Source organism: Prolixibacteraceae bacterium (assembly GCA_019856515.1).
GTDB lineage: Bacteria > Bacteroidota > Bacteroidia > Bacteroidales > Prolixibacteraceae > Halosquirtibacter > Halosquirtibacter xylanolyticus.
Genome location: CP082230.1, coordinates 4,259,068 through 4,284,838, shown reverse-complemented (window position 1 = coordinate 4,284,838; position 25,771 = coordinate 4,259,068). Strand labels below are relative to the sequence as shown.

Annotated in this window: 15 protein-coding genes; 4 read left to right on the top strand and 11 right to left on the bottom strand. The window is 38.2% G+C overall.

The window, feature by feature from the left end; all coding sequences use genetic code 11:
• Positions 1–574: 574 nt before the first annotated feature.
• The 9 genes from K5X82_15685 to K5X82_15645 form a co-directional block, all read right to left on the bottom strand.
• Positions 575–3,127 carry a PDZ domain-containing protein gene (locus K5X82_15685; protein ID QZT36672.1) on the bottom strand — a complete coding sequence of 851 codons (2,553 nt, stop codon included), beginning with the start codon at positions 3,125–3,127 and terminating at the stop codon, positions 575–577.
• 237 nt (positions 3,128–3,364) lie between these two features.
• Positions 3,365–4,381: a zinc-binding alcohol dehydrogenase family protein gene (locus tag K5X82_15680; GenBank protein QZT36671.1), complete on the bottom strand. Its 1,017-nt coding sequence runs from the start codon at positions 4,379–4,381 to the stop codon at positions 3,365–3,367.
• 13 nt (positions 4,382–4,394) lie between these two features.
• Positions 4,395–4,754, bottom strand: a complete 360-nt coding sequence (locus K5X82_15675) for an L-rhamnose mutarotase (GenBank protein ID QZT36670.1) — start codon at positions 4,752–4,754, stop codon at positions 4,395–4,397.
• A gap of 13 nt (positions 4,755–4,767) precedes the next feature.
• Complete coding sequence (gene fucP / locus K5X82_15670; protein ID QZT36669.1) at positions 4,768–6,177, bottom strand: L-fucose:H+ symporter permease; 1,410 nt, start codon at positions 6,175–6,177, stop codon at positions 4,768–4,770.
• Between the two features lie 32 nt (positions 6,178–6,209).
• Entirely contained in the window at positions 6,210–7,166 is a 957-nt protein-coding gene (locus tag K5X82_15665; protein ID QZT36668.1) for an aldo/keto reductase, read from the bottom strand.
• A 14-nt stretch (positions 7,167–7,180) separates the two neighbouring features.
• Positions 7,181–8,017: an amidohydrolase family protein gene (locus tag K5X82_15660; protein ID QZT36667.1), complete on the bottom strand. Its 837-nt coding sequence runs from the start codon at positions 8,015–8,017 to the stop codon at positions 7,181–7,183.
• A gap of 144 nt (positions 8,018–8,161) precedes the next feature.
• Positions 8,162–9,610, bottom strand: coding sequence for a tagaturonate reductase (locus tag K5X82_15655; protein ID QZT36666.1), 1,449 nt, complete (start codon positions 9,608–9,610; stop codon positions 8,162–8,164).
• A gap of 32 nt (positions 9,611–9,642) precedes the next feature.
• A complete protein-coding gene (locus K5X82_15650; protein QZT36665.1) occupies positions 9,643–11,295 on the bottom strand; it encodes an altronate dehydratase family protein in 1,653 nt (550 codons plus the stop codon).
• Positions 11,296–11,527: 232 nt separating this feature from the next.
• Positions 11,528–12,568, bottom strand: a complete 1,041-nt coding sequence (locus K5X82_15645; GenBank protein QZT36664.1) for a LacI family transcriptional regulator — start codon at positions 12,566–12,568, stop codon at positions 11,528–11,530.
• Between the two features lie 250 nt (positions 12,569–12,818).
• On the opposite strand from K5X82_15645, the gene K5X82_15640 reads away from it, so the two are divergent.
• On the top strand, positions 12,819–17,015 hold the full coding sequence (locus tag K5X82_15640) for a response regulator (protein ID QZT36663.1): 4,197 nt from the start codon (positions 12,819–12,821) through the stop codon (positions 17,013–17,015).
• Between the two features lie 136 nt (positions 17,016–17,151).
• Here K5X82_15640 and K5X82_15635 read toward each other — a convergent pair whose 3' ends face one another.
• Entirely contained in the window at positions 17,152–18,552 is a 1,401-nt protein-coding gene (locus K5X82_15635; protein QZT36662.1) for a hypothetical protein, read from the bottom strand.
• A 1,165-nt stretch (positions 18,553–19,717) separates the two neighbouring features.
• On the opposite strand from K5X82_15635, the gene K5X82_15630 reads away from it, so the two are divergent.
• Positions 19,718–21,202, top strand: a complete 1,485-nt coding sequence (locus K5X82_15630) for a sulfatase-like hydrolase/transferase (protein ID QZT36661.1) — start codon at positions 19,718–19,720, stop codon at positions 21,200–21,202.
• Positions 21,203–21,331: 129 nt separating this feature from the next.
• Positions 21,332–22,846, top strand: coding sequence for a sulfatase-like hydrolase/transferase (locus K5X82_15625; GenBank protein QZT36660.1), 1,515 nt, complete (start codon positions 21,332–21,334; stop codon positions 22,844–22,846).
• A 246-nt stretch (positions 22,847–23,092) separates the two neighbouring features.
• Here the strand turns inward: K5X82_15625 and rpe are convergent, their stop codons facing one another.
• On the bottom strand, positions 23,093–23,743 hold the full coding sequence (gene rpe, locus K5X82_15620; protein QZT39141.1) for a ribulose-phosphate 3-epimerase: 651 nt from the start codon (positions 23,741–23,743) through the stop codon (positions 23,093–23,095).
• Positions 23,744–23,999: 256 nt separating this feature from the next.
• On the opposite strand from rpe, the gene rho reads away from it, so the two are divergent.
• Positions 24,000–25,748, top strand: a complete 1,749-nt coding sequence (rho, locus tag K5X82_15615) for a transcription termination factor Rho (protein QZT36659.1) — start codon at positions 24,000–24,002, stop codon at positions 25,746–25,748.
• The last annotated feature ends 23 nt before the right edge of the window (positions 25,749–25,771 follow it).

Below are 25,771 nucleotides of genomic sequence, written 5' to 3'. Positions count from 1 at the left end.
GTATAAAAGGATAGATACCATCCCTATGACAGCAATATAAAAAGGGGCATCCCTATATTATCGTCACATATTACTTACCCTTAAGTTACCCTTTACTTACCTTTTTGTCATGTGGAGGTAACTTAAGGGTAAGTAAAGGGTAACTTTAGGGTAACTTAACCCCCTGTTAAACCCCTTGTTGGTTCCTTTTTGACACCTTATATTTAGGTGGTATAATACCCATTATACCACCTAAATAAGATGTCGAGATACAATATTGATGTCACTCTTTCTATATCAATCCCATGGTATCGTATTTCATTAAAGGGAATGTCTCACAACCCATTGAAATGATCTATAGTTTGGACCTAAAAAAAGGGAAGCACCTAGCCTCCCTTTAGTACACTAATTTACTAAACTGTCCATTAATATGGATTCATCGTGGCTCGGACCATCTCTATTTTATGGGCTCACCATGAATCGAGAATCTCAATGGGATAACCCCCTCTTGATCCCTATACAAAAGGATATAGATCACTTGTTCCAATGCTTTAGATCTTATGATAACATCAGCATAAAGCGAGGAGGTTATCTATTATAGTTTAAATTTGATCGTTCTCTCCTCTTGTCCTCTTAAAATTACTGCAGTGTTTTCACTTCCTGCTTCTAATTTTGACATAAGACGTTGAAGGTCTTTTGCTGTAACAATCTTTTTCTTATTCACCTTAAGCACCACATCGTCTAATTGAAGGCCAATTCTTTTTATCGCACTATGTCCAGTCATTTTTACAACAATAGCACCTGCAATTGACTTTGAGCCATAAGCTGTTTGTTCGGACTCTGTATCTAATGAATTAAATTCAGCTCCTTTGATACTTACGTTCTTATCACTATTTCTTGTGTTATTAAAATACTTCGAAGGCATCACAATATCTACCTCAGGAACGAGTTTCTTTAATCGTTCTGATGTGACTCCAAACCCTTCCATAGGGAAATTCTTAAAACCAAGCTTTACTGCCGGTGAATTGTGTTTTACATGGAAATTTCCTTCTAAAGGAGCAATAAATTGTGCATTGGCAACAATGCTATGTTTATCTTGGTGGGTCCAATCAGAAATAGCAGTCGCAGGTACACTTTCTTTGTAATTAGGGTTATGAAATAGGGTATTATCGATTACTCCTCCCCATTTTGTTGGGAACTTTGAGACATAAGTGTCGCCGATGATGATGTTGGTTCTAAATTGATCGTATGTAGGTGCTGGATATGGCACATTACATGTGAAATAGTTAAAGATAATGTTGTTATACACATTTCTGTGATAACCTTCACGTGTTTTCAACCCTCCTCTTAGACAGAGGTTATTATAGATTTCATAGTTTGTTGATCCGTCATCAAGATCGACATCCCAACCGTTATCACACATCCAGAAGTTATGACGCATGATGTTTGTTTGATATGCATCCCAAAGTGCTACATCTTCCCACTTTTCCACCATTTTCTCTATACGAATAGATCCGTCTGCCATCTTTTCTTTTGCCCCATTTGGACTCGCTGAATGCCAGAATCGATCACGTCCCCATGAGTTAAACGCACCATGATCCCCAGTTTCGAGTACCGTCTCAAAACATTTATTCCACTCGATGATATGTCCACCCCAACATCCATCACATATGTTAATGGCAGCACGTGGAACACGATATATGGTATTGTGTCGAACTGTGATCCTAGAACTGATGGCAATATTTACCCCTGCAGTCTGTTTTTCTACACGACCACACTCGGTCATTAAACAATCTTCCACCAAACAGTCGGCAGGGTAATCGGGTGTTTTAGGACCAATAGCTGTATCGATTTTATCAAATGGCACTTTCGTCTCGCCATACTGAAATAGCGGATTTCTCACTGCTTGTGTAGACCCAACGAAGTTCACATCGGTAGCACCATTATGATGGAAGTATGAACTTTTCACGGTTACTCTTCTGTTATAACCATCTACAAAAAGTGCGTTTCCTCCCAATTGGTAGAAAGTACAGTTTTTCACCATTACATCTTCTGCACCAGAAATATAGAAAGCCCCGCTTCTATATATTGTCCAATCCGATCGAACCAATGGTTCATTATTGTCCATGAATGTACGAGCAGTACCTGTGAATTTTATTCCATCAAAAACGATATGATGCACAGGCTTTTTTATTCGAGGCATTTCGGCATGGAAAACAATCCCGTTTCCTCCTCGAATATCCATTTTTGTTTTGGTATGCTCAAAGTCTCCTACAATACGAACAAGTTCTTTTGTCTCCATCACAGCTTCGATCTTCGCTTTAGATAGATTGGTATTTTCGTCAGGATAGCAATATAGTGTAGCCTCTTTTTTATCGTAGAACCACTCTCCAGGAGCATCGAGTTCTTCGAATATGTTTTCAATCATTCGATGGCTTTTATGCACAGCCTTGATGGTATTGACACGGTTGTTCTGCCATCCTCCGATATACTCTAACTCTCCTTTGCTGTTTTTTCCTGTCACTTCAAAGTGGATATCTCCCCATAGTGCACGATGCATTGCATGCATATATGCTCCTGTAGGATCTTTCCACTCTTTACTTTTAGAAACACTCCAAGCATCGGCAGCTCCTCCATTAAATGGAACGGTATGCTTTTTACCCTTTTTCTTTCCGACCATCGACTCCATAAAGTTAGGATATCTAGCCATATGATTGAGCTGATCATTTATAATCAGTTGGTCGATATCGCTATCCAATTTCAACTGGGCTTTATATACTTGGCCTTTGTGCTTTTTCCATTTCAGATTCAGAAGCATTGCAGAAGTGATGATCACCTCATCTCCTTCGACAGCTTTGACTACGAGTTCAGCATCTTCTAAACCACTATCTTCTGTTGATATTTCGATAGGCTTAGCTATCCTATATGTTCCTCCATGAACCCAGATGTATGAGCGGTGATTTTTTGACAACTCTTTGGAGGAACGAAGCATCTCGACTGCTCGTTGGATTGTATGAACAGGATTTTTAATTGTTCCATCGGCACGGTTATCTCCAGATGTAGAGACGTGAATGTCTTTCGCCTGAATGGAGAATGTGTAGAAGCAGAATATAAGCAACAGCTTATATCTTATGTTTAACTTTTTCATGTTGTTGGGTATTAGTATTGGTAGTTAGTATTCCTATATATTAATGACAGTTTAAATCAGTGTGTTTATTTGTGTTAGTACTTAATCTAATTGGTATAAGGTTACGCACAAAGGAGAGATTAAAATTAACCTCTCCTTCTTTGTGTTCTAATTATCCATACTCATCACATAATACGACTTCTCTTTTTAGTAATAAAAAGAGGTATTACAACAAGAATAGATCAATCAAGCCTTTAGTTAATCTAAATTAACTACGGCTTTTACTACGCCCGTTTTCGGGTCTAACCATGAATCAAAATTCTCAACCAAATTATCGAACGCAGAACGATGTGTAATCAATGATTTCACATCTACTTTACCAGTCTTCATTGAATCGATAACATGGTCAAAGTCCTCACGAGTTGCATTACGGCTACTGCGTAATGTAGTCTCTCTTTTGTGGAACTCAGGATGAGCAAAACTAAATTTCTCTAGCTGTAGGCCTACCATAGTGATTTTACCTCCGTGTGCTAGGTAGTCTAGACTTCCTTCGATAGCTCTAAGGTTACCTGTAGCATCGATAATGGTAGTTACCATATCGCCACCAGTAATCTCTCTTACCGCCTCAACAGGATTGTTCAGTGCGTTCACAGCATAGTCTGCTCCGAAATGCTCTTTTGCAAATTCTAAACGGCTATCTTGAACATCTAATGCGATTACTTTTGCACCTTTAATCTTAGCAAAAGCCATAGCACCTAGACCAATAGGTCCAGCACCTGTCACAATCACGAACTCATCTTTTTTGATTTCAGAAACACGAACAGCATGTGCTCCAATAGCCATTGGCTCTACCATAGCCAACTCATCGTAGCTCATTCCTTGACCGTGAATCAAGGCATATTGTGGTACGTTAAGGTACTCTACCATTCCACCATCAATGTGTACACCAGCACCTTGGATGTTTGTACAACAGTTTGGTTTACCATTACGACATGCCACACAGTCGTGACATGGGTAATATGGAATAAAAGTCACTTGTTCACCTACTTCAAATCCACCTTCTTCGCTATCCAACTCCATGATCTCTCCAGACAATTCGTGTCCAAGAACACGAGGATAAGAGAAGAAAGGTTGCGTTCCTTCAAAGGCATGAAGATCGGTTCCACAAATACCTATTCTTTTTATTTTTAGTAGGGCATGGCCCTCTTTTCTAGCTGGTTTTACTACATCCTGCATTTCGAAGCTCCCTGGCTTCAAGCATACTAACTGCTTCATAATATTTTCTTTTTTACAATCCTAACTTATATATACGATCCATTAATCTCCATTTCTCGTCGGCCGTTGCTTCGTCCGAACTATTTTGAAATTTCGATACATAGGCTTCCCATTCAGACTGGCGTGGCTTGGTAGCCAACTCTGCCATTGCTTTGTCGTGGTCGAAATCGGCCACGGTATCCATGATCATGAACAACTGCGTTCCTACGAGGTAGATCTCCATGTCGATGATACCAACATCTAACATTCCTTGTGTTATCTCTGGCCAAGCAGCACCAGGTCCATGAACTTCTTTATATGCTTTGATTAAGGCTGGGTCATCTTTCAATGTCAATGCCTTACAGTATCTTTTATACTCTTTTCTATTTTCCATGCGTTGCTGTGTTTTAAGCCATGTGTCTTTTTACCGTTCTATATCCGTAGATCGTGATGATCACGAAACAGATCAATGGTAGTATGAACGATAGGTTTACTGCAGACATCGATCCAACAGTCTTCATATCGATAATTGCAGCTTGTATTTTTGGAAGGAAAGTACCTCCAACAATAGCCATAATAAGACCTGCTGCTCCAAATTTCGCGTCGTCACCCATTCCTTCCAATGCGATACCATAGATGGTAGGGAACATTAAAGACATACATGCTGATACACCTACCAAGCAGTATAATCCGTTCATTCCATCGATAAGAATGGTTCCTGATGTAAGTGCAATACCACCGATAGCTAGATATTGAAGTAAGCGACCTGGTTGTACATACTTAAGCATGAAAGTACAAACGAAACGAGCTACCAAGAAGAAGAACATTGCAAGGATATTATAAAGCTGTGCAATGTGTGCTCCAGCACCTTCTGTAAGACCATTAACTCCTTGTCCTGATGAGATGATATCAGCAACATCTTTTGATAAGAACCCAAGGCTGTTTACAATGCTTAACCATCCGCTTTGCAGTGCATCTGGAGTCAATCCATCTCTAACAAAGATTCTCTGTCCATATTGTACGATAAATGTCCAACACATGATCTGTGCACCTACATAGAACATCTGTGTGATTACTCCTTCACGATATTTGGAGATCTTGAATAGTTTCTTCAATGTACCTAATAGATTCAAACGGTGATCGTTCTCCTCTTTCTTAGGCATCTTCACTAAAGCAATCGTGATAAACATTGCGATAATCACTAGTCCAATAGCAATATATGGCTGGCTTAGAATATTTAAATCGTGTGCTTTTACAGCGTCGAAAGCTTCTGGGGACAATGCTTCACGTGCTGCAGCACCTCTAGGGTCTAATTTCGCTTGGATCACAGTAGTCGCAATAAACATACCGGTCAACGATCCGATAGGGTTAAATGCTTGCGCTAAGTTCAATCGACGAGTTGCAGTCGAGTCTGGACCCATTGATAAGATATATGGGTTGGCACTCGTTTCTAGGAAAGATAGACCACATGTCATGATAAAGTAAGCTATCAAGAATGGAGCATACATTCCTAGTGAACTCGCAGGTAAGAAGAGTAAACATCCAAGTGCGTAAAGCCCTAGACCTACAAGAATACCGGCTTTGTATGTGTATTTTCTAATGAATAGTGCCGCTGGGAATGCCATCGCACCATATCCACCATAGAATACCACTTGCACCCAGGTACCACCACTGGCTCCCATGTTGAAGATACGAGAGAACGCTTCAACCATTGGGTTAGTAATATCGTTTGCAAAACCCCATAGAGCAAAACAGCATGTAATTAAGATAAAGGGGAGGAGCATCGACCTGGGGACTACTTGATCTTTTGAATTCATAATCGTTTGATTTAATGTGTTGTTATTGGTTTTTATGCTAGTACTGGTTTTCTCATTTCAATAATAGTATTGGTGATCTCATTGAAAAGATCTTCTGTCAATACACCTTCGTTCCATGCGATCAATAGGTCACGCATTTGAGCTACGGTGTGTGGTCCTACAACGACACGATCTGCCTCTTCCATTGAGAATAGGTAGCGAAGTGCCATACGAGAAAGAGGAATGTCATTTTGCTTGGCAATTTCATTCATTCTCATTGCAACATCTACATCTAAGTTTGTGATCCATTCGTTGTTTGGACGTGATTCGTTGTACATGTCTAAACGACGACCAAGAAGTCCCATATGTAGAGCCGAAGCCGCATAGTATCCAATCCCCTCTTTGCGGAGTGTAGGAATATCTTTTTCGAAACCTGTAAGGTTACACGCATCCATTTTCAAGAATCCAGACAATGCATCAAAATAGTCATTTCTTAGAAAAGGGTAAAATGATTCTGGAGGGTTTCCACCAACACCTAAACGTTTTACAAGCCCCTCTTTCTTTAGATCCATAAGACAAGACATGATCTCATCCATACGCTCAACAGGTACTAGATGCGGTTCGTGAAGAAAAAGAAGATCTAACGAATCCACGCCAATAAGCTCAAGACTTTCATATACACTCTTACGCATTGTTTCGCTAGAGTAGTCCACTACACAGTCGTCAGCCTTTTCAGACTTAAGACGACCTACTTTAGAGCTGATAAATGGACGTTCACCCTCCCACTCTTTCAGTGCTTTACCTAAATAAGCTTGAGACATATTATAAGAAGGAGCAGTGTCAACCACACGAACACCATTCTCTAGTGCATAAAGAATCGTCTCTACGGCATCTCTTTCAGGAACGTGTCCCCATACCCCACCAATACCTGATAGTCCACACACCAAACGGCTTTCGTTGTTGAAAAATTTACTCTCTTTGTAGTCTCCTGTTATATATGTAGGTTTCATTCTATTTATGGTTATTAAAGGTTATAAAATTTAATTGCGTTTCCTCCCAAGATAGCTTCTTGGTCGGTTTCTGAAAGAAGGTTAATTCGATCCATCACTACCCCCATCACTCTCTGATAACTTCCTCCTAAGGTACATACTGGCCAATCCGATCCGATCATTACTCTGTCGGCACCAAATGTTTCGATGGTAGCATCGATATACGGAATAAGATCGTCGTCGTTCCAATTGCTCCAATCTGCTTCAGTTACCATGCCTGATAACTTGCAGTAGACATTCTTATGTTTTGCGATCGCTTGCATATCTGCCTTCCAAGTATCTATTGATTTCTCTTTGATATTTGGTTTGGCAATGTGATCAATGACAAAAGGTTGGTTAGGAAAAGCGGTAATAAATTTCTCAGCCACTTTAAGGTGCTTTTCTAAAATCAAGATGTCATAAGTGTACCCATACTTCTCTAACAAAGCAATACCGCGCATGAAATCATCACCTAGTAGGAAAGCATCATCGGGTTCATCTTGGACTACATGACGAAATCCTTTTACCACAGGATAGTTCTTGTAGTATGCCAAGCGCTCTTCGATATCTTCTGCTCTGAAGTCAACCCATCCTACAACGCCTCTAACGAAACGGTCGGTCTCTGATAGGGCAATGAGAAATTTGGTTTCGTCTTCAGATTGGTCCGCTTGAACAGCGACACATCCATCAAATTCAATCGCTTCTAAACATGGTTTAAGGTCTGCGGGAAAATAGTCCTTCTTTAGGATAGACATCTCGTCTGATATCCAAGCATGCTTTTGGGTGTCATACTTCCAAAAGTGTTGATGCGAATCTATTCTAGGTGTTTTCATACGGTTTAATTTCGCTTAGTTTGTTTGCTTGTATGTTATGTTTTTAAAGAAATGATAGACTACTGCGTGCATTGTAAAATTACGAGTGATAGTAGACAAATATAAATTCAGCATCTACAGTAGTCTAAACATTTTCTTGTTCGTTTATAGCATATTCTCAATGGCTTTATTCATCCCTTGATCATGGATCAACTGTAGTGACTTAGTGACTGCGTCAGCCAATCCATCTACTTCGTTAAGGTCCATTTTCCAGATTGCTTTTTCAGCCAATACATTTTTCACTAATCCTTCAAACTCAAGAGAAGAAGATACATTAGCCCACTCTCTGTTCATCAAATCCATCACCTCTTTAGCATCGTTTACAGGGATGTCCTCTAGGTTACGTTTTCCTCTGTAGAAGTATAGCATGGCTGCCATAGCAAAAGTTAACCTTGCGGGCACTTTACCTTCTTGCTCCACATATGCTAAGATTGTTGGCAATACACGAGTCTCAAATTTAGAGAACGAATTTAATGATATCGACAATAGAAGGTGGTGGATATAAGGGTTACTGAAACGTTCTAACACGTCCTTAGAATAGGCAGTCAACTCCTCTTTATCCATATCTAACGAAGGGATAATCTCTTCGTCGATCGCTTTTTGAATGAAACGACCACACACCTCATTCTCTACAGATTGTCTTACGGCATCCAATCCATACAGATAGGCAACAGGAACCAATACAGTGTGTACGCCATTTAGGATTCTTACTTTACGTTTTTTGTAAGGACGGATATCGTCAGTATAGATTACATTTAGTCCAGCCTCAGGTGCAGGAAACTCTTTTTGTACTTGTTCTGGAGCTTGAATAACCCATAGGTGGAAGAATTCGCCTTCTACCACTAGGTTGTCTTCATATCCTAGCTCTTCAGTAATTTCTGGCATACGATCTCTTGGGTATCCAGGAACGATACGATCCACTAAAGTACTACAGAAGTAGTTCGACTCTTCGATCCATCTCAAGAAATCAGCTCCTAGGTTCCATAGATTCGCATACTTAAGAACGATCTCTTTAAGACGAACAGCATTTTCATCGATTAACTCACATGGGATGATGATCAACCCTTTGTCTTTGTTACCCTCGAAATGACAGAATCTCTCATATAGAAGGGCTGTTAATTTACCAGGGTATGAGTTCTGAGGCTTGTCTTCTAACTTATCGTTTGGATCGAAAGCGATACCTGCTTCGGTGGTGTTAGAGATCACAAATCTCAGCTCCTCTTCTTCTGCCAAGGCAAGAAAAGCTTCATGTTCGGTATATGGATTAAGTCCACCTTGGATCGCATCGATTAGCGTATGCTCACTTTTAGCTTCCCCATTTTGAAGACCACGCAGATACAACGTATAAAGACCATCTTGGTCGTTCAACATATCCACCATTCCTCGGTCGATAGGTTGTATCACTTTGATTCCTGCATTGAAATCTAATGTCTTATTCATTCTATCGATCATCCAATCCACAAATGCTCTTAGGAAGTTACCTTCACCGAACTGTACAATCTTAATAGGCCTTTTAGGTAAGGCTGGAGTTATATTTGCTCTATTTAATTTCATCTTCTGTTACTGTTTGAATGGTTTTATTTTGATTAAAGAGAAACACCTCTTTTCCATGGGATAAAGTCATACTGTCTTAGCTTTTCCGCTTTTACCAACTGTTCTCCGGATGACACTTCTATAATGTATTCCATTAGTTCAAAGGCACGCTCACGAATAGACTGTGCTCCTGTTACAATATCACCTGCATTAAAATCAATGATATCGCTCATTCTCTCTGAAAGATCAGTGTTGCTCGACACTTTGATTACAGGCACAGTTGGATTACCTGTTGGTGTCCCCAAGCCTGTACTGAAAAGAATGATATTAGCACCTGTCGATGCCAACCCTGTGGTAGACTCTACATCGTTACCAGGCGTACATAGTAGGTTCAACCCTTTCTTTGTTACGACTTCGGTATAGTCAAGTACATCAAGAATTGGTGATGTACCTCCTTTTAACGCGGCACCAGCAGATTTCATGGCATCCGTGATCAAACCATCCTTGATGTTACCAGGAGAGGGGTTTGCCTCGAATCCAGATCCAGCCTCTTTCGCTCTCTGTGCGTAGGTGCGAATGAGTTCTGTAAATTTATCGGCATACTCTGGTTTAACACAACGGTCAACAATATTTTGCTCTACGCCATTAAGTTCAGGGAACTCAGCAAGAATCGCACTTCCACCTAATGCTACAATCATATCACTGATGTAACCAAGTAGAGGATTTGACGAGATACCTGAAAAACCATCTGATCCGCCACACTCAAGACCAATCACTAATTCACTTAGAGGTTGGGGTGTTCTCTTGAATTTATTGGCTTCCATCAATCCAGCAAAGGTCATCTTTACTGCCTCTGCAATAAAGTCTCTTTCTGAAACACTCTGTTGTTGCTCAAGGATATAAACAGGCTTCTGATTCAACACACCAAACTCTTCTAGAAATTGGTTGATATATTTCACCTCTGCATTTTGACAACCTAGGCCAAGGATCGTCGCTCCTGCAACATTGGCATTGGCAATGTAGCCAGCAAGAAGTTTGCTCAACACGATAGCATCTTCTCTAGTTCCACCACAACCACCATCGTGGGTAATAAAACGTATGCCATCCACATTTGGAAAGAAAGGTGATCGGTTGCTCTGCTGTCCAAGTCCTACCACATCAAGATCTAATACGTCTTCAATGGATGCTCCATTTTGTATTGCTGCAGTAATTTGGGCTATATCGATCGCCTTACTTTGAGAACGCTTATATCCTAATTGATCTTCCAACTCTTCTTGAAGAATTCGGATGTTTCGATTCTGACAAAAAACCAATGGTACGACCAACCAGTTATTGGCTGTACCAACCTTTCCATCCTCACGCTTATATCCATTAAATGTACGGTTCTCAAATGCTTTCACATCAGGAGCACTCCATTGGTATCCTCCACTACTCTTTGAAAATGCTCCTGTGTGATGTACAATATTTTCGGTTGTAATCACTTCTCCTTTACCAATTGGCTCTAAAGTCTTACCTACTGGTAAGCCATACATAACCACAATATCTCCTGTATTAAAATCATGCTCAGCAATCTTATGCTTCACCTTTACACCATGTGTTACAGTATATGGTACACCATCATAATCAACGATTTCTCCCGGTGCAATATCTTCTAATGCAACCAATAGATTGTCCTTAGGACTGATTTTAATTAACCTGTTTTTCATATCTTGTTATAATAGATTCAATCGATTGAAATTGTAGCATAAAAAAATATCACCGGTAAAAATATTCTATGCTTATGGTAATTAATAAAGTTATTTCAATCGATTGAAATTTGTTCATAAAAAAAATGCAACCTTTTATTCAAAGAATATAGTGTTGAAGAGCGAGTCATTTATACATGCTCTTCAACATATATTTCAATCGGTTGAACTAAAACTAGATAAAAAAATATTATTACAAAAATATTTTAGAAGATTTTCTTATCATAAGAGTAGGTTTAAGTACCACATTTTGCTCTTTAATCTCTGATGATGAACTCATTACATTAGATAAAATTAATTCACCTGATTTATGTCCCATAATGACACTAGACTGGTCAACAGAGGAAATATCGGGATCAAGGAAGGAGGTGAAAGGTTCGTTACTAAACCCAACAATTTTGATATCATTAGGAACATCTTTACCATTTTCACGTGCTACTTGAAGTGCTCCTACTGCAGCATAATCACTTGAACAAAATATTCCATCAGGAGCATTATCTAGCTCTAACATTCGTTGCGTTGCAATACGTCCATCTTCATGGTGAAGATCGCTAAGCTGAACCAATTCGGAATGATATTCAATCCCATGATCTTTCAGTGCGGCTTTGTATCCCTCAAGACGGTTACGGTATAACACCAAATGTTGCAGTCCACCAAGATGAGCAATACGTTTACATCCATTCTCTATTAAGTGGGCTACCGCATCATATGCACCTTTGAAGTCATCAATTTGAACGGTGCTTACTCCAAAATTCTTAATGATACGATCAAAGAACACCAAAGGTATCCGCTCCTCTTTCAGTTTTGCAAAATGACTATAATCCTTTGTGTTTAGACCTAATGCAGCCACAACCCCATCAACTCTGGTCTCAATTAAGGTATCGATGATCTCTTTCTCTTTCTCCTCGGAGTCATGAGATTGTGTAAGGATAACACTATACCCCGCATTGTTTACGGACTCTTCAAGTCCTCTGATCACAGAGGAGAAGAAGGTAATATTAGCAGCAGGAACAATAACCCCAATAAGTTTACTCTTCCCTTTACGAAGGGCTGCAGCCAATTGGTTGGGCTTATAGCTTAACTCTTTTGCCATATTATTGACAGCCTCTTTGGTCTTTTTACTCATCTTAGGATGATCATTCAATGCCTTAGAAACGGCAGATCGAGTGATGTTCAATGCATCCGCTATATCTTGTAGTGTTACTTTCTTTTTTTCCATTCTTTTGTCGTCCATGTCGCACAAAAATACATTTTTATTCTATTTAATTGCGTTTTAAGGTGTTCCATAGAGAAATATGAAGCCAATTTTTCGCGTTACTACAGATCCAAAGCCACTCATATAAACTCTCTATTTATAATTTAAAATAGAATTATTTTTCAATAAATTAATAAGTTTATCCATTTCAAACTTTATTAATACAGTTTTTTTAACTTATATTGCAAAAAACTAACTCAATCACCCAATATAAAAAACCCCAATAAGCATGACAATTCTAAAGGTATGTAGAATATATTTCTTCATCTTGATTTATCTTGCCTGTACCGCTCCCCAATTATTTGCGATACGTATTAATCGATTCAATGCAAGCCAAGGTTTTACAAGAAATTCCGTCTCGACCATAAGTCAAGACAAGAGAGGAATTATATGGATAGGAACACCGAATGGTCTGTTTCAATACGACGGATATCAATTCGATAAGTATCACCATAAGTTCAATGATAAAAATTCATTACTCCATAATGGTATTATACTGAGCTATGCAGATAGCAGTGGAGAGATGTGGTTTGTCACCTCAAAAGGATTAAGCATATACAACCCTGAACTGAAGAAATTCAGAAATATGGAGGGGTGGCCTTACCTTGATATCACCTCCATCAAAGAAGTTAGTGAAAATCACTTCATCATAGGAACCAACGACGGTCTATTCTCTGCAAAAAAAGATAGCAACAAGGATAACCTTGAATTAATTGAGATCCCTTTAATGAACACTTCATTGAAAAGTCCGCTTCATGTTGCATGTATGGAGATAACCTCTGATAATAAACTTATTGTTGGGATAAATAGATCACTTATTTATTGGGATATTGAAACCCTAAAAAAAGATGGTGTACCTATCCCAGACCCTGTTTTGGTACCCAATAATACACAATCTAAAATCACAAGTGTAGAAGAGATTCCTAGTTATGGTTATGTTATTGGCACCAAAAGTGCTCTTTATTATAGTAAGAGCCTTATGGCTTTTAAAAAGATGAATCCTTTATTACAATCAAAAAAGACCAACTTGGTTGTTAAAGATATGGTGCTAGACCATAAAGGGGAATTATGGATTGGGACAGAGAGAAATGGATTACTGCAATTCAATCCAAGGAATGAGACTTTTACTCAACATATGCATAAAAGCAATGACCCTAATTCAATAGGTAGTAATCATGTCCGCACCATGTTTGAGGATCACTCAGGAGTATTATGGATTGGAACAGTTCGTGGAGGGTTAAACAACACCAACATTGAACGCCAACCTTTTATGCATTTCTACCATCGCAATAACGATCCAAGTAGCTTAAGTAGTAATCTTATTGATGGCCTATGTGAAGACCACAATGGAAATCTATGGGTTGGAACTTTTGATAAAGGAATTAATGTTATTGATTTTAAAGAGAATGATTATACCATTTATCACCCAACACTACCACAGGGAGTAACAAGAATATTATCAGTCACTCAAGACAGACATGGAAGGATATACTGTGGGAGTAACAAACCAGGTTTATTATCTTTCAAATGGGATAATATTCAAAAGAAGATATCTGATCTTCAGCACATCGAAATTACCGATTCATTAAAAAGAACTTATAGTAATATTTCAAAGATCTATATCGACTCATCAGGAATATTTTGGATGGGAGTACACAATACTAAATTAGGGTTGGTACGCTATAATCCTAATAGTGAAAGAGGTAAAGTACTATATTTTGATGGTCAAACACAGACCAACCACACCTCTATTGGCCATATTGTTGACATATGTGAAGATGATAATAACGACCTATGGGTAGCCACATATAACGAGGGGCTATTTCGTGTAAGAATCAATAAAAAGACACGCCTACCGTACCGATTTATTCCTTATGCTCACCATGAGAAGAAACAGAATAGCATCTCAAACAACCAAGCATTCTCTGTAATGCAGGCCAGTGATAAGAAGATATGGGTAGGACTATTTGGTGGAGGAATCAACTCCATTCTTCCCCCGAAGAAGAACCAACAACTAGAAATCAACCACTACTCTCTTAATGAGGGGATGCCTGATGATGTAATCTACGGTATTGTTGAATCTCCCAAAGGAAGCTTGTGGATTAGTAGTAATTATGGTATTTCGAAACTCAATCTGAAGACCAAGCAGTTTACAAACTATGACATAGAGGATGGGCTTCAAGCCAATAACTTCCGTAAATATGCTTACTTTAAAGGAAGAAGTGGACGAGTTTACTTTGGTGGAATTAATGGCGTTACAGCTTTCCATCCTGAACAGATTAATAAAAACAAACTAAAGCCTAAGATTCTAATTACTGGAATGGAGGTGTTCCACCATAAACTTGAGATCGGAAAAGATCAAGAACATCTACCTACAATTAACAGTGATATCTCTAGTATAAAAGACATTACATTAAAGCATAACCAGAATACATTTACTCTGAACTTTGTTGGTCTTCACTACTCCTCTCCAGATAAGAACAAGTTCAAGTATAAGTTAGAAGGCTTTGATAACCAATGGATATACAGTAATAGTAATAGGCGTTTTGCCTCTTACGCCAATATGAATCCAGGAACCTACACTTTTATTGTAACGACCGCAAATTCGGATGGTGTATGGGCAGACGAAACAGCAACCATCACCATTACAATACGTCCACCTTGGTGGCAAACATGGTGGGCATATATTATATATGCAACTCTAATTATAGCGAGTCTTATGCTATTTAGACGAGTTATCTTGATGAAACAACGTTACGTCAATAAGCTTAACCTAGAGCGAGTAGAAAAAGATAAGATTCAAGAGGTCAATAGAGAGAAATTAGAGTTCTTCACCAATGTTTCACATGAGTTTAAGACACCTCTTACTCTAATCACAGGACCAGTAAGTGATATTCTTGAATCGAATGAACATCTAAGCAATAGAACGAAAAACGACCTTAGTTTAATTAAGACCAATGCAGACAGACTGTTAAGACTGATTAATCAACTGATTGATTTTAGAAGAGTGGAAGCAGGGCACTTAAGTTTAAATAAGGAAAATGATGACTATGTGATGTTTGTATCTCATATCATCAATTCATTCCAAAAGATTGCAGAGAAGAAAGGTACATCTCTGGAGTTCTCACACAATATTATTAAGCAATACGGTAATTTTGATAAAGATAAACTGGAGAAAGTTCTTTATAATATTATTTCCAATGCAATCAAAAACACACCACAAGGTGGGAAGGTCAATGTCTTGGTACAAACCATGGACGAACACAAACAGACAACCTCTAATGAAATATACTGGGGTGTTGATAATCAACTAGAGAGGTGCGTTGAGATAAGAATTGTAAACACAGGTAGTACCATCGAAAAAGATCGTATTCCAATGTTGTTTGAACGATTCTACACCAACAACGAGACAGATGAGACTCAAAACATCTTCTCTAGCTCTGGGATTGGACTAACACTAACTAAAGGACTTGTTGAACTACATAAAGGAAAGCTTGGGGTAATGAGCAGAAATGGAGAGACAAGTTTTATTATTCGAATTCCGCTTGAAGAGCATATTGTCATTGAAGATAATCGAGAGTTTACCACAGAGACGATTTCAATCTCTAGAGAGAAAGGCGATACTATAAAGAGTCTATTAAACGAACAAGGACAAGAGAACAAGAAACCACTTCTTTTGGTCGTTGATGATCATCAAGAGATTCGAGATTTCATCTCTCAAATTCTCTCTAGTAAATATGAGATTATTGAAGCGGTAAATGGTAAAGATGCTTATGATAAAGTCATGAAAGTCATCCCAGATCTTATTATATCGGATGTGATGATGCCTGAAATGGATGGATTAGAACTATGTAAGAAGATCAAGACAAATGAGATCACGAACCATATACCAGTAATTCTACTTACGGCTAAAACGGCAATAGAACATCGTATTCAAGGTATCGAAATGGGAGCCGACTCATATATTCCTAAGCCATTTAATGTAAGACACCTTGAGACGCGTATTGAGAAGCTAATGGAACTTAGAGATGCCCTACAAGAGAAGTTTAAAAACAACTTCTTACTAATTGATAAGGCACCTACAGGGATGAAAGAATCCGACCTTAAGTTTATCAAGCTTGCAGAGAATGTGATCAAAGAAAATATCATGGAGGAGAACTTCTCTGTCGAAAGCTTAGGAAAAGAGCTCGCTTATAGTCGTATGCAACTCTATCGTAAGATGAAAAATATTACGGGATTATCACCCAATGAGTTTATCCGTAATTATCGACTTAAACAAGCGGCTAAGATGCTTCAAGAAGGAGAATTAAGCGTAACAGAAGTTCTCTACCAAGTAGGATTTTCAAATAAATCGTACTTCACCAAATGTTTCAAGGAGCTATATAATGAAACGCCTAAAGAGTATTCAAAGAAATACATATCATAAACCAATATATTAATGATATGAATGACAAGAAATAGAGAGATGCTTTTCTGAATAATTAACGGAAAAGGTTCATAAAATAGAAACAACAAGGGGGACCCATTCAAGTCCCCCTTATTTTATTGATAACTTCTTTCTATTAAATATTGTTCTCTAGTTCGATAACCGCGACAGAGTGTGCAGGAATCACAGCCTTCGTCACCTTATTTCCCTTAACAAAACAATCATAGTTCTTCACCTTATTGCTTTTATTCTGCACCAAAATATAAATTGCTTTATCACTCTTTATTGTTATCATCTCATCCTCCTTCGAAAAAGAGACAAAACGTTTGGTACCAGGCTGAAGATATTTACTTATCAAGTAAATAACACTATAATCTGGGTTATAAGTAATTTTCTTAGTCTCTTGGTCAATATTAATCATTGAGTTCTGCTTCCATCCCCAACCACTCTTACCTGTCTGGTCTAGAATCATATTCCAATAACAGTAGTTCTCAATATCTCTATTGATATAAAGTGCAATCTCTCCCAATCGAGTAAATGCTTGATCTACGGAGTTCTTTCCATTAAAACAGACGCCTTCCGTATGCATTGCAGGTTTTCCTGCTTTTAATAAGTTCATATCACTAATATACTGCGATCTAGTATATTGAATTCCCAAACCATCTACTGCATCTCTATACCTTTTATTATAAGCAAATTCAACAGCATCTAAAGCACCATGAGTCCTGAAAGTCCCTGCCCATATCTCAGTGTTCACATCACGATCCTTAAAAACCTTACGCATATTCTGTGCCACCTCATACATCTGGTCTGGTTTCATTACACATGAAGGATATTTGGTATTTGCGTCTGTCTCATTCTGTATCAAGATGCGATCCACTCGAATACCTTTCTTTGCATAAGCCTCTACATACTTTGCGAAATAGAGAGCATATGCACGATAGATGGCCTGATCCTCTTTTAGTTTGTTCTTTGCTTTAAACTGATTTCCTTGATCCATCACATTGGAGTATTTCATCCACGCAGGAGGACTCCAAGGAGAAGCAAATAGTCTCATCTCTGGATTATATTTGAAAGCAGCCTGTATATAAGGAATAACACTCCCTTTTTCTCTCTTTATAGAGAAATGTTTCATCTCATAATCATCTGCTCTTTCGGAGTAACTATAAGCATTAACTCCAAAATCACTTGCTCCAATAGCAGTTCGACAAAAAGAGAGATGGGCACCTTTCTCACTAAAAAGATTCTCCATCAAAATCTCCCTGTTCTTTTTATGTAGAGACATCAACGAAACCCCACCTATTTCATTGAATGATGCACCAACACCTTTTAGCGTTTGCATCTCCATATCGGGATAGAGATTAATCTTAACGGGCTTAGTTTTACTCGGATTCTGTGGAAATTCCTTCACTGGGTGTGCTAAAACCTCTTGACCATCTACCAGATCCACATAATAGACCTTTGCCTTATCCTGCGCGTGAAGTACCGTAGAGGTAAAAAACAGAGTAAAAGCGATTAATGTTAAGTAATTATTCATAATGTGTTTAGTATAATTAGTTTGTGAATAAAAATTACAATCCCTTAGTTCTGATCACTAAGTAACTATTTATCTTATACAAAAATAATAAGAACCATCATCCATTCTGAACCGTTCTGTACTTTTTAATAATACAAATTCTACAGTTACACCTCATTTCATATATTTTCATACAAAATAAGACTCATATTTAGACTAAGAACAATCTCTCTTACAAGAGAAGCACATTATTCTATTATGACATGAAAAAATATCTATAAGAGAAGGACATTCCCAAGACATACTAAATCGAATGAATTCATTTGCCTCCCCAATAAGCGTAAAAAAATACTCCCTAATAATTAACATCAATACAACGTTATAGACAAATGAGTTCAATTGAAGTCTACATCATTAAAAGTATCCTGATAAAGACTCCTTAGTTCCCACTGAAAGAAAGTTCTATAATCCATTAAAATAACACTCATTTTGCATTCAATCGTGTAATATTTGTATTAACAATAAATAAACCACAACATAAAACACTACTGAACAGTGATTTACAAATATCAAAATATCACTATCAATATTTGATGTATCTCAACCCCTTTTCTCATCAACGGTTCATCATATTTGTACCCAGACAAAGCATACATTGAATTGGGCAATGCTTAATATGCTATCATGTCTGTTGGGTAGTACCAATCGTGAGTCAAAACGATTCTTGGATACCACGAGAACATTTTGCCTTAAATGAGATAATAGATATAGTAGAATTACAACAACTATCACCTCATGAAACCGAAGCCAAAATATATTTCTATGAATCTATTTGATTCATGATTGGTTGAAATAATTAAAATGATTCATTTATACAGTTATACCAAAGCTATTTAAATATAAGAGCAATAGTATAGGTACAAACTTTAAGTGGCAGAGAAAATAACAATCTAGAGGTGGTGTTTGAGTATACATATTTAAGTCCTTTATCTATTACTTGATATTTATTTGAACACTCCCTCATCACATTAACAATACTTATTCCTAATTATTAAGCGAGAAAGGAGTAAGCAATGGTGGTTAAGCCGAAGTTTTACTACCATATTAATTCGTCATTGATTATTTAATAATTAGATTGAGCCTTCCAGATTTATCTGGAGGCTTTCTCTGTATACAAACTTTTGTAATGAAAAACACGTTTAAAACATTACTCACAGGGATGGCGATAACTTCGACACTTGTCCCAGTGTACGGTGCTCAAGCAAATAAAAAGCATTCGAAGAAACCTAATGTACTTATTATCTATACCGATGATCAAGCCACTTTAGATGCTGGATGTTATGGAACCAAAGATATCTCGACTCCCAACATCGACAAATTAGCCTCTAAAGGAGTTCGATTTACTCAAGCCTACGCTCATACCGTATGTTGTCCTTCTCGTGCTGCTCTGCTTACAGGAAGACAACCACAAAGAGGTGGAGTAAATACATGGACAAGCTGTCATCCTAAAGATCAAGATGGACGTAAACTAAACCTAAACGAAGTAACTATTGCGGAGCAACTTAAAGATAATGGTTATACTACGGGGCTAGTTGGGAAATGGCACCTTGGGGCTCAACCAGGATATGGTCCACTACAACAAGGTTTCGACTACTTCTTTGGATTCCGTGGCGGTTTTATTGACTACTACACCCACACTTTCCTTCATGCAGGATGGGAACGACCAACATTTCATGATCTCTTTCGCAACGACACCGAGATATTTGAAAATGGAAAATATTTCCCTGATCTTCAAGTCAAAGAGGCAAACAAATTCATGGAGCAGAACAAGGACAACCCGTTCTTTCTATATGTAGCAATGAACTTGCCACACTACCCAGAGCAACCTGATTCAACATTTATTGATCAATATAAAGATATGCCGTGGCCTCGAAAGTCATATGCACCAATGATCACAACAGTCGATGACCGTATAGGTAAAATACTTAAAAAGCTCAAAAAGTTAGGACTGGAAGACAACACCATTGTTATTTATATGAGTGACAACGGACACTCTACAGAAGACTATTATAACTGGGGGGACTCATATGGTGCCAACGGTGGTGGTGGATACACTGGCAAATGGAGAGGTGCTAAAGGAAGCTTCTTCGAAGGAGGTCTTCGTGTCCCTTGTATCATTAAGTATCCAAAGAAAATTGCTCAGGGACAAGTTAGAAAACAGGCCATCTCAAATCTTGACTTCTTCCCTACAATCTGTGAATTGACAAACACATCATTACCCAATAAGAAGCTAGATGGTAATTCAATAGTCCCAATTCTTAATAGCGACAAAGCCAAATCAAAGCACGACACCATGTACTGGATGTGGCAAAATATGTGGGCTGTTAAAAAAGGGGACTGGAAACTAATATATAAAGGACATGACACAACTGGTAAATATAGCAACCATCCAGCATTAGAGTTTGATATGCCTGAATATTGGTTAGCTAACCTTACGGACAAGAACCCAGAAGAAACTAATTATGCCTCAGCTCATCCCGAAATAGTAAAAGAGCTTACTGCACTACATGAGACATGGGCTACAGATGTATTTGATGGAAGTGGATATACTGACCCAAACAAAGTAACAGAGGAAGACAAAAAGAAGACTAAAGGTTCAACAAAGTTATAGTAGTGTATCATTCCATCCGATAATGGTCCCAATTATTGGGACCGTTACAACCATGTTACTTTTTGAGACGAATATACACGACACAGGATATGTATAATCTAGTTTTGTAACACTTAATTCAATCTAGTGATGAGACAGACAAATATAGTGAAACTAAGTCTATGCCTTGCTGGAATAGCAAATATTGCTACCGGTTGTGGGGTTAAAAAGACTGAGAAAAAGAGTGAGAAGAGTGAAAAACCAAACATTCTTCTAATACTCACTGATGATCAACGTTTTAGTTCGATCCATGCACTGCAGGAGAAACAGGTAATTACACCAAATATGGACAAGCTTGTTGAGAGTGGAACTGTATTTACCAATGCCCATATTATGGGATCAATGAGTGGTGCAGTATGCTTACCAAGTAGAGCACAATTAATGACCGGTAAATATCTTTTTCACTTAACTGATGGTGGAAAGAATTTCCCAAAAGAGGATGTAACCCTTCCTGAAACATTAAAGAACAATGGTTATCGTACTTTTGGTACAGGAAAATGGCACAACTCTAAAGATGGATATGCTCGCTCCTTTACTGATGGAGGAAAAATATTCTTCGGAGGAATGTCCAACCACATGCAAGTACCACTACACGATTTCAATCCTGAAGGAAAATATAAGAAAGCGGACCGCTACGTAGAGAAAAAATTCTCTAGTGAGATCTTTGCTGACGCTGCCATTGACTATATCAGTGACTACAAAGCCGACAATCCGTTCTTTATGTTCGTATCGTTTACCGCACCTCATGATCCTCGTATGGCACCAAAGCGTTATGTGGACATGTATGACCCGAATGAAATTACTCTACCTCCAAACTATATGGAAGAGCATCCATTCGACAATGGAGAGTTAATCATTCGTGATGAACTTCTTGCTCCATTCCCAAGAACCAAAGACGTCACTAAAAAAGAGATCATTGCATACTACGCCATGCTAACTGAAGTAGATGAGCAAATTGGACGAATCATCGCAACACTTAAAAAGAGTGGTAAATACGAAAATACCATTATCGTATTTGGTGGAGACAATGGACTTGCTGTAGGACAACATGGTTTGATGGGAAAACAGAATGTATATGATCACTCTATAAGAGTGCCACTTGTATTTGCTGGACCTGGCATTGAAAAGGGAGTAAAAAGTGATGTACTATGTATGTTGAGTGATGTATTCCCAACTGTATGCGATCTTACTGACATTAAAACGCCTAAGAGCATTGATACCCACAGTTTGATCAATAACATCAAGAATCCAAACCAAAAAGTAGGACCTTATAAAGACCTATATTTTGCATACAAAAGTTACCAACGTGGTTACGTGGACCAAGAGGGATGGAAAATGATTCGTTATAATGTGAAAGGAAAAGAGACAGTACAGCTGTTCAACCTTAAGGCAGATCCTTATGAGATCAACAACTTAGCAAACAACCCTAAATATAGCGATCGAGTGATTGCCATGAAAAAAGCGATGCAGACATCAGCAAAGAACACTGGAGACAAAGTCGATTTCTCTGTAAAAGGATGGAATATTCCTGAAATGGAGAACTGGAAAGAGAACAGACTACGTCGAGGGCTTCCTATTGATCACTCTGCCGCTAAAATGCATTAACCATTTCTGTTTTTTATTTAGCAAAAAAGGACGTTGACTCCTACTCAAAGTGGACAATCTGAATTTCTTTAAAATAATCACTTAAGCTCAACACCAAACTTCTTCCCACCAATACCTAAAATTATAAAGGTGGGAAGGAGTCTTTTTTAATTATATCCACCACAAACTTTGAAATACCTCCTTAGATGGATCTACAAAATATAGATCAACACACTATGTAAGAAGCAAACAAAGGAAGAGGTGATACTATAATGCTTTCAAAGAGGCGATAGTCTCTGAAGGGTTCTCTGAGTTGAACACAAAACTTCCAGCAACAACAACATCTACACCACAAGCTTTTAACTTAGCTCCTGTTTCAAGATTAACACCACCATCGATCTCGATCATTGCTTTCGATCCACGCGCAGTAATCATCTCTTTTAGCTGTTTTACTTTATCGTAAGTACGCTCAATAAACTTCTGTCCTCCAAATCCTGGATTCACAGACATTAAAAGCACTACATCTATATCTTCAATAACCTCTTCTAACACACTCACAGGTGTATGAGGATTCAAAGAAACACCCGCTTTCATTCCACTTTGATGAATTCGTTGGATCGTACGATGAAGATGTCTACAGGCTTCATGATGAACCGTTAAAATCTCAGCTCCGGCTTGTTGAAAAGCATCGATATAGCGATCGGGATCTTCAATCATTAGATGCACATCCAACACCTTTTTAGCCACCTTATTTACATGCTGCAATACAGGCAAACCAAAAGAGATATTCGGCACAAACATTCCATCCATCACATCAAAGTGAATCCATTCGGCCTGACTCTCATTCAGCATCTCTACATCTCTACCCAAATTTAAGAAGTCGGCAGATAATATGGAAGGAGAAACTATCATTACTATCTTTTTTAGATTACTATAATTATTTATTACTCAATTATTCTCACCACAAAAGTATTAAATTTCCTCCATCATCTATATTTTTTCAATGAAAACCAATGACACTAACATGAATAATCGCACACTCAAATTAGGTTTTCTTATTGAAAATCGTAACTTTGTGAACGTTGTACGGAAGATGTCGCTTCCATCACAACATACTTCTATATTTATCTTCATATTAATAACCCTCATTAACAATCGGTAATTTTACTATACAATGTACGATATTATTGAACTAAGCAAAAAGCTTCTTCCAGATCTTAAAGAGATCGCAAAAGAACTTAACGTAAAAAGAGTTGATTCATACAAAAAACAAGATCTTATCTATAAGATTTTAGATGAACAAGCTGTACTTGCAGTAGAAAACAAGAACGAAAAAAAGGAGATCAAGAGCAAAAAACAAGCTCCTAGAAAAGAAGCTCCTCAGAAAAAAGAACAAGCTCCAGTCAACAAAAAGGAGAATAAAAGTACCGAGAAAAAAGAGGCTCCTGTTGCCAAGAAAGAGAACAAACAAGAGCAGCCTAAAAAAGAGAATAAGCAAGAGCCTAGAGAGAAAAGAGCTCAAGCTCCTGAGAAAAAGGAAACAGTAAAAGAGACGCCAAGGCCTGTAGAGAGAAAACAAGCTCCTAAAGAGGTGAAGAGTCACGAGGCGAAAGGCAATCAACCTAAAAAAGCGGAGGCTCCTGTAAAAGAAGCTCCAGCAAAACAAGAGGATGCACCTTCTAATAACGAAGGAGAAAAGCCTCAAGAAAGAAAACTAAACAACCACAATAAAGATCGTAACAATAACAACCGCGATCCGAAAAAACAAAATAAATACGGAAAGAACAGCGACAAAGGATACGAGTTTGAAGGTATCGTAGAGAGCTCTGGTGTTCTTGAAATCATGCAAGATGGATATGGTTTCCTAAGATCATCTGACTATAACTACCTTAACTCACCTGATGATATCTATGTATCACAGAGCCAAATTAAGCTGTTTGGACTTCGTACAGGTGACAACGTAACAGGAACTATTCGTCCTCCAAAAGAGGGTGAAAAATACTTCCCACTGATCAAAGTAAAAGAGATCAATGGACGTACTCCTGACTACATTCGTGACCGTGTACAATTCGATCACTTGACACCGCTATTCCCAGATCAAAAATTCAACATTACAGGTAAAGGACACAACTCTGTTGCTTGTCGTGTAGTAGATATGTTCTCTCCTATTGGTAAAGGACAAAGAGGATTGATCGTTGCTCAACCAAAGACAGGTAAGACTGTTTTGTTGAAAGAGATCGCCAATGCCATCGCTGATAACAACCCTGAAGTATACATGATTGTACTACTTATCGATGAACGTCCTGAGGAAGTTACCGATATGGCACGTAGTGTAAAAGCTGAGGTCGTTTCATCTACTTTTGATGAGCCTGCAGATCGTCACGTACGCGTAGCCAATATGGTACTTGAGAAAGCCAAACGTATGGTAGAGTGTGGACACGATGTAGTGATCCTTCTTGACTCTATTACACGTCTTGCTCGTGCCTACAATACCGTAGCACCAGCTTCAGGTAAAGTACTTTCTGGTGGTGTGGATGCCAACGCTCTTCACAAACCAAAACGTTTCTTTGGTGCAGCTCGTAACATTGAAGAAGGTGGATCTCTTACCATCCTTGCAACAGCACTTACTGATACCGGTTCTAAGATGGACGAAGTAATCTTTGAAGAGTTCAAGGGTACAGGTAACATGGAACTTCAGTTAGATAGAAAACTTGCCAACCGTCGTGTATTCCCAGCTGTGGACATCACTCAGTCAAGTACGCGTAGAGAAGATCTATTAATGCCAAAAGCTGCAATGGATAAAGTTTGGATTCTTCGTAACTATCTTACAGATATGAACTCAGTAGAAGCCATGCAGTTCACGAAAGATCGTATCACAAAAACACGAAGTAATGATGAGTTTTTGTTGTCAATGAACGACTAATAAAAGACTATCAAATACATATA

What these genes read in the sequence shown, in the direction of transcription:
- K5X82_15685 (QZT36672.1), bottom strand. Translation starts at nt 3,127, where the DNA reads ATGAAAAAGTTAAACATAAGATATAAGCTGTTGCTTATATTCTGCTTC.
- K5X82_15680 (QZT36671.1), bottom strand. Translation starts at nt 4,381, where the DNA reads ATGAAGCAGTTAGTATGCTTGAAGCCAGGGAGCTTCGAAATGCAGGAT.
- K5X82_15675 (QZT36670.1), bottom strand. Translation starts at nt 4,754, where the DNA reads ATGGAAAATAGAAAAGAGTATAAAAGATACTGTAAGGCATTGACATTG.
- fucP (QZT36669.1), bottom strand. Translation starts at nt 6,177, where the DNA reads ATGAATTCAAAAGATCAAGTAGTCCCCAGGTCGATGCTCCTCCCCTTT.
- K5X82_15665 (QZT36668.1), bottom strand. Translation starts at nt 7,166, where the DNA reads ATGAAACCTACATATATAACAGGAGACTACAAAGAGAGTAAATTTTTC.
- K5X82_15660 (QZT36667.1), bottom strand. Translation starts at nt 8,017, where the DNA reads ATGAAAACACCTAGAATAGATTCGCATCAACACTTTTGGAAGTATGAC.
- K5X82_15655 (QZT36666.1), bottom strand. Translation starts at nt 9,610, where the DNA reads ATGAAATTAAATAGAGCAAATATAACTCCAGCCTTACCTAAAAGGCCT.
- K5X82_15650 (QZT36665.1), bottom strand. Translation starts at nt 11,295, where the DNA reads ATGAAAAACAGGTTAATTAAAATCAGTCCTAAGGACAATCTATTGGTT.
- K5X82_15645 (QZT36664.1), bottom strand. Translation starts at nt 12,568, where the DNA reads ATGGACGACAAAAGAATGGAAAAAAAGAAAGTAACACTACAAGATATA.
- K5X82_15640 (QZT36663.1), top strand. Translation starts at nt 12,819, where the DNA reads ATGACAATTCTAAAGGTATGTAGAATATATTTCTTCATCTTGATTTAT.
- K5X82_15635 (QZT36662.1), bottom strand. Translation starts at nt 18,552, where the DNA reads ATGAATAATTACTTAACATTAATCGCTTTTACTCTGTTTTTTACCTCT.
- K5X82_15630 (QZT36661.1), top strand. Translation starts at nt 19,718, where the DNA reads ATGAAAAACACGTTTAAAACATTACTCACAGGGATGGCGATAACTTCG.
- K5X82_15625 (QZT36660.1), top strand. Translation starts at nt 21,332, where the DNA reads ATGAGACAGACAAATATAGTGAAACTAAGTCTATGCCTTGCTGGAATA.
- rho (QZT36659.1), top strand. Translation starts at nt 24,000, where the DNA reads ATGTACGATATTATTGAACTAAGCAAAAAGCTTCTTCCAGATCTTAAA.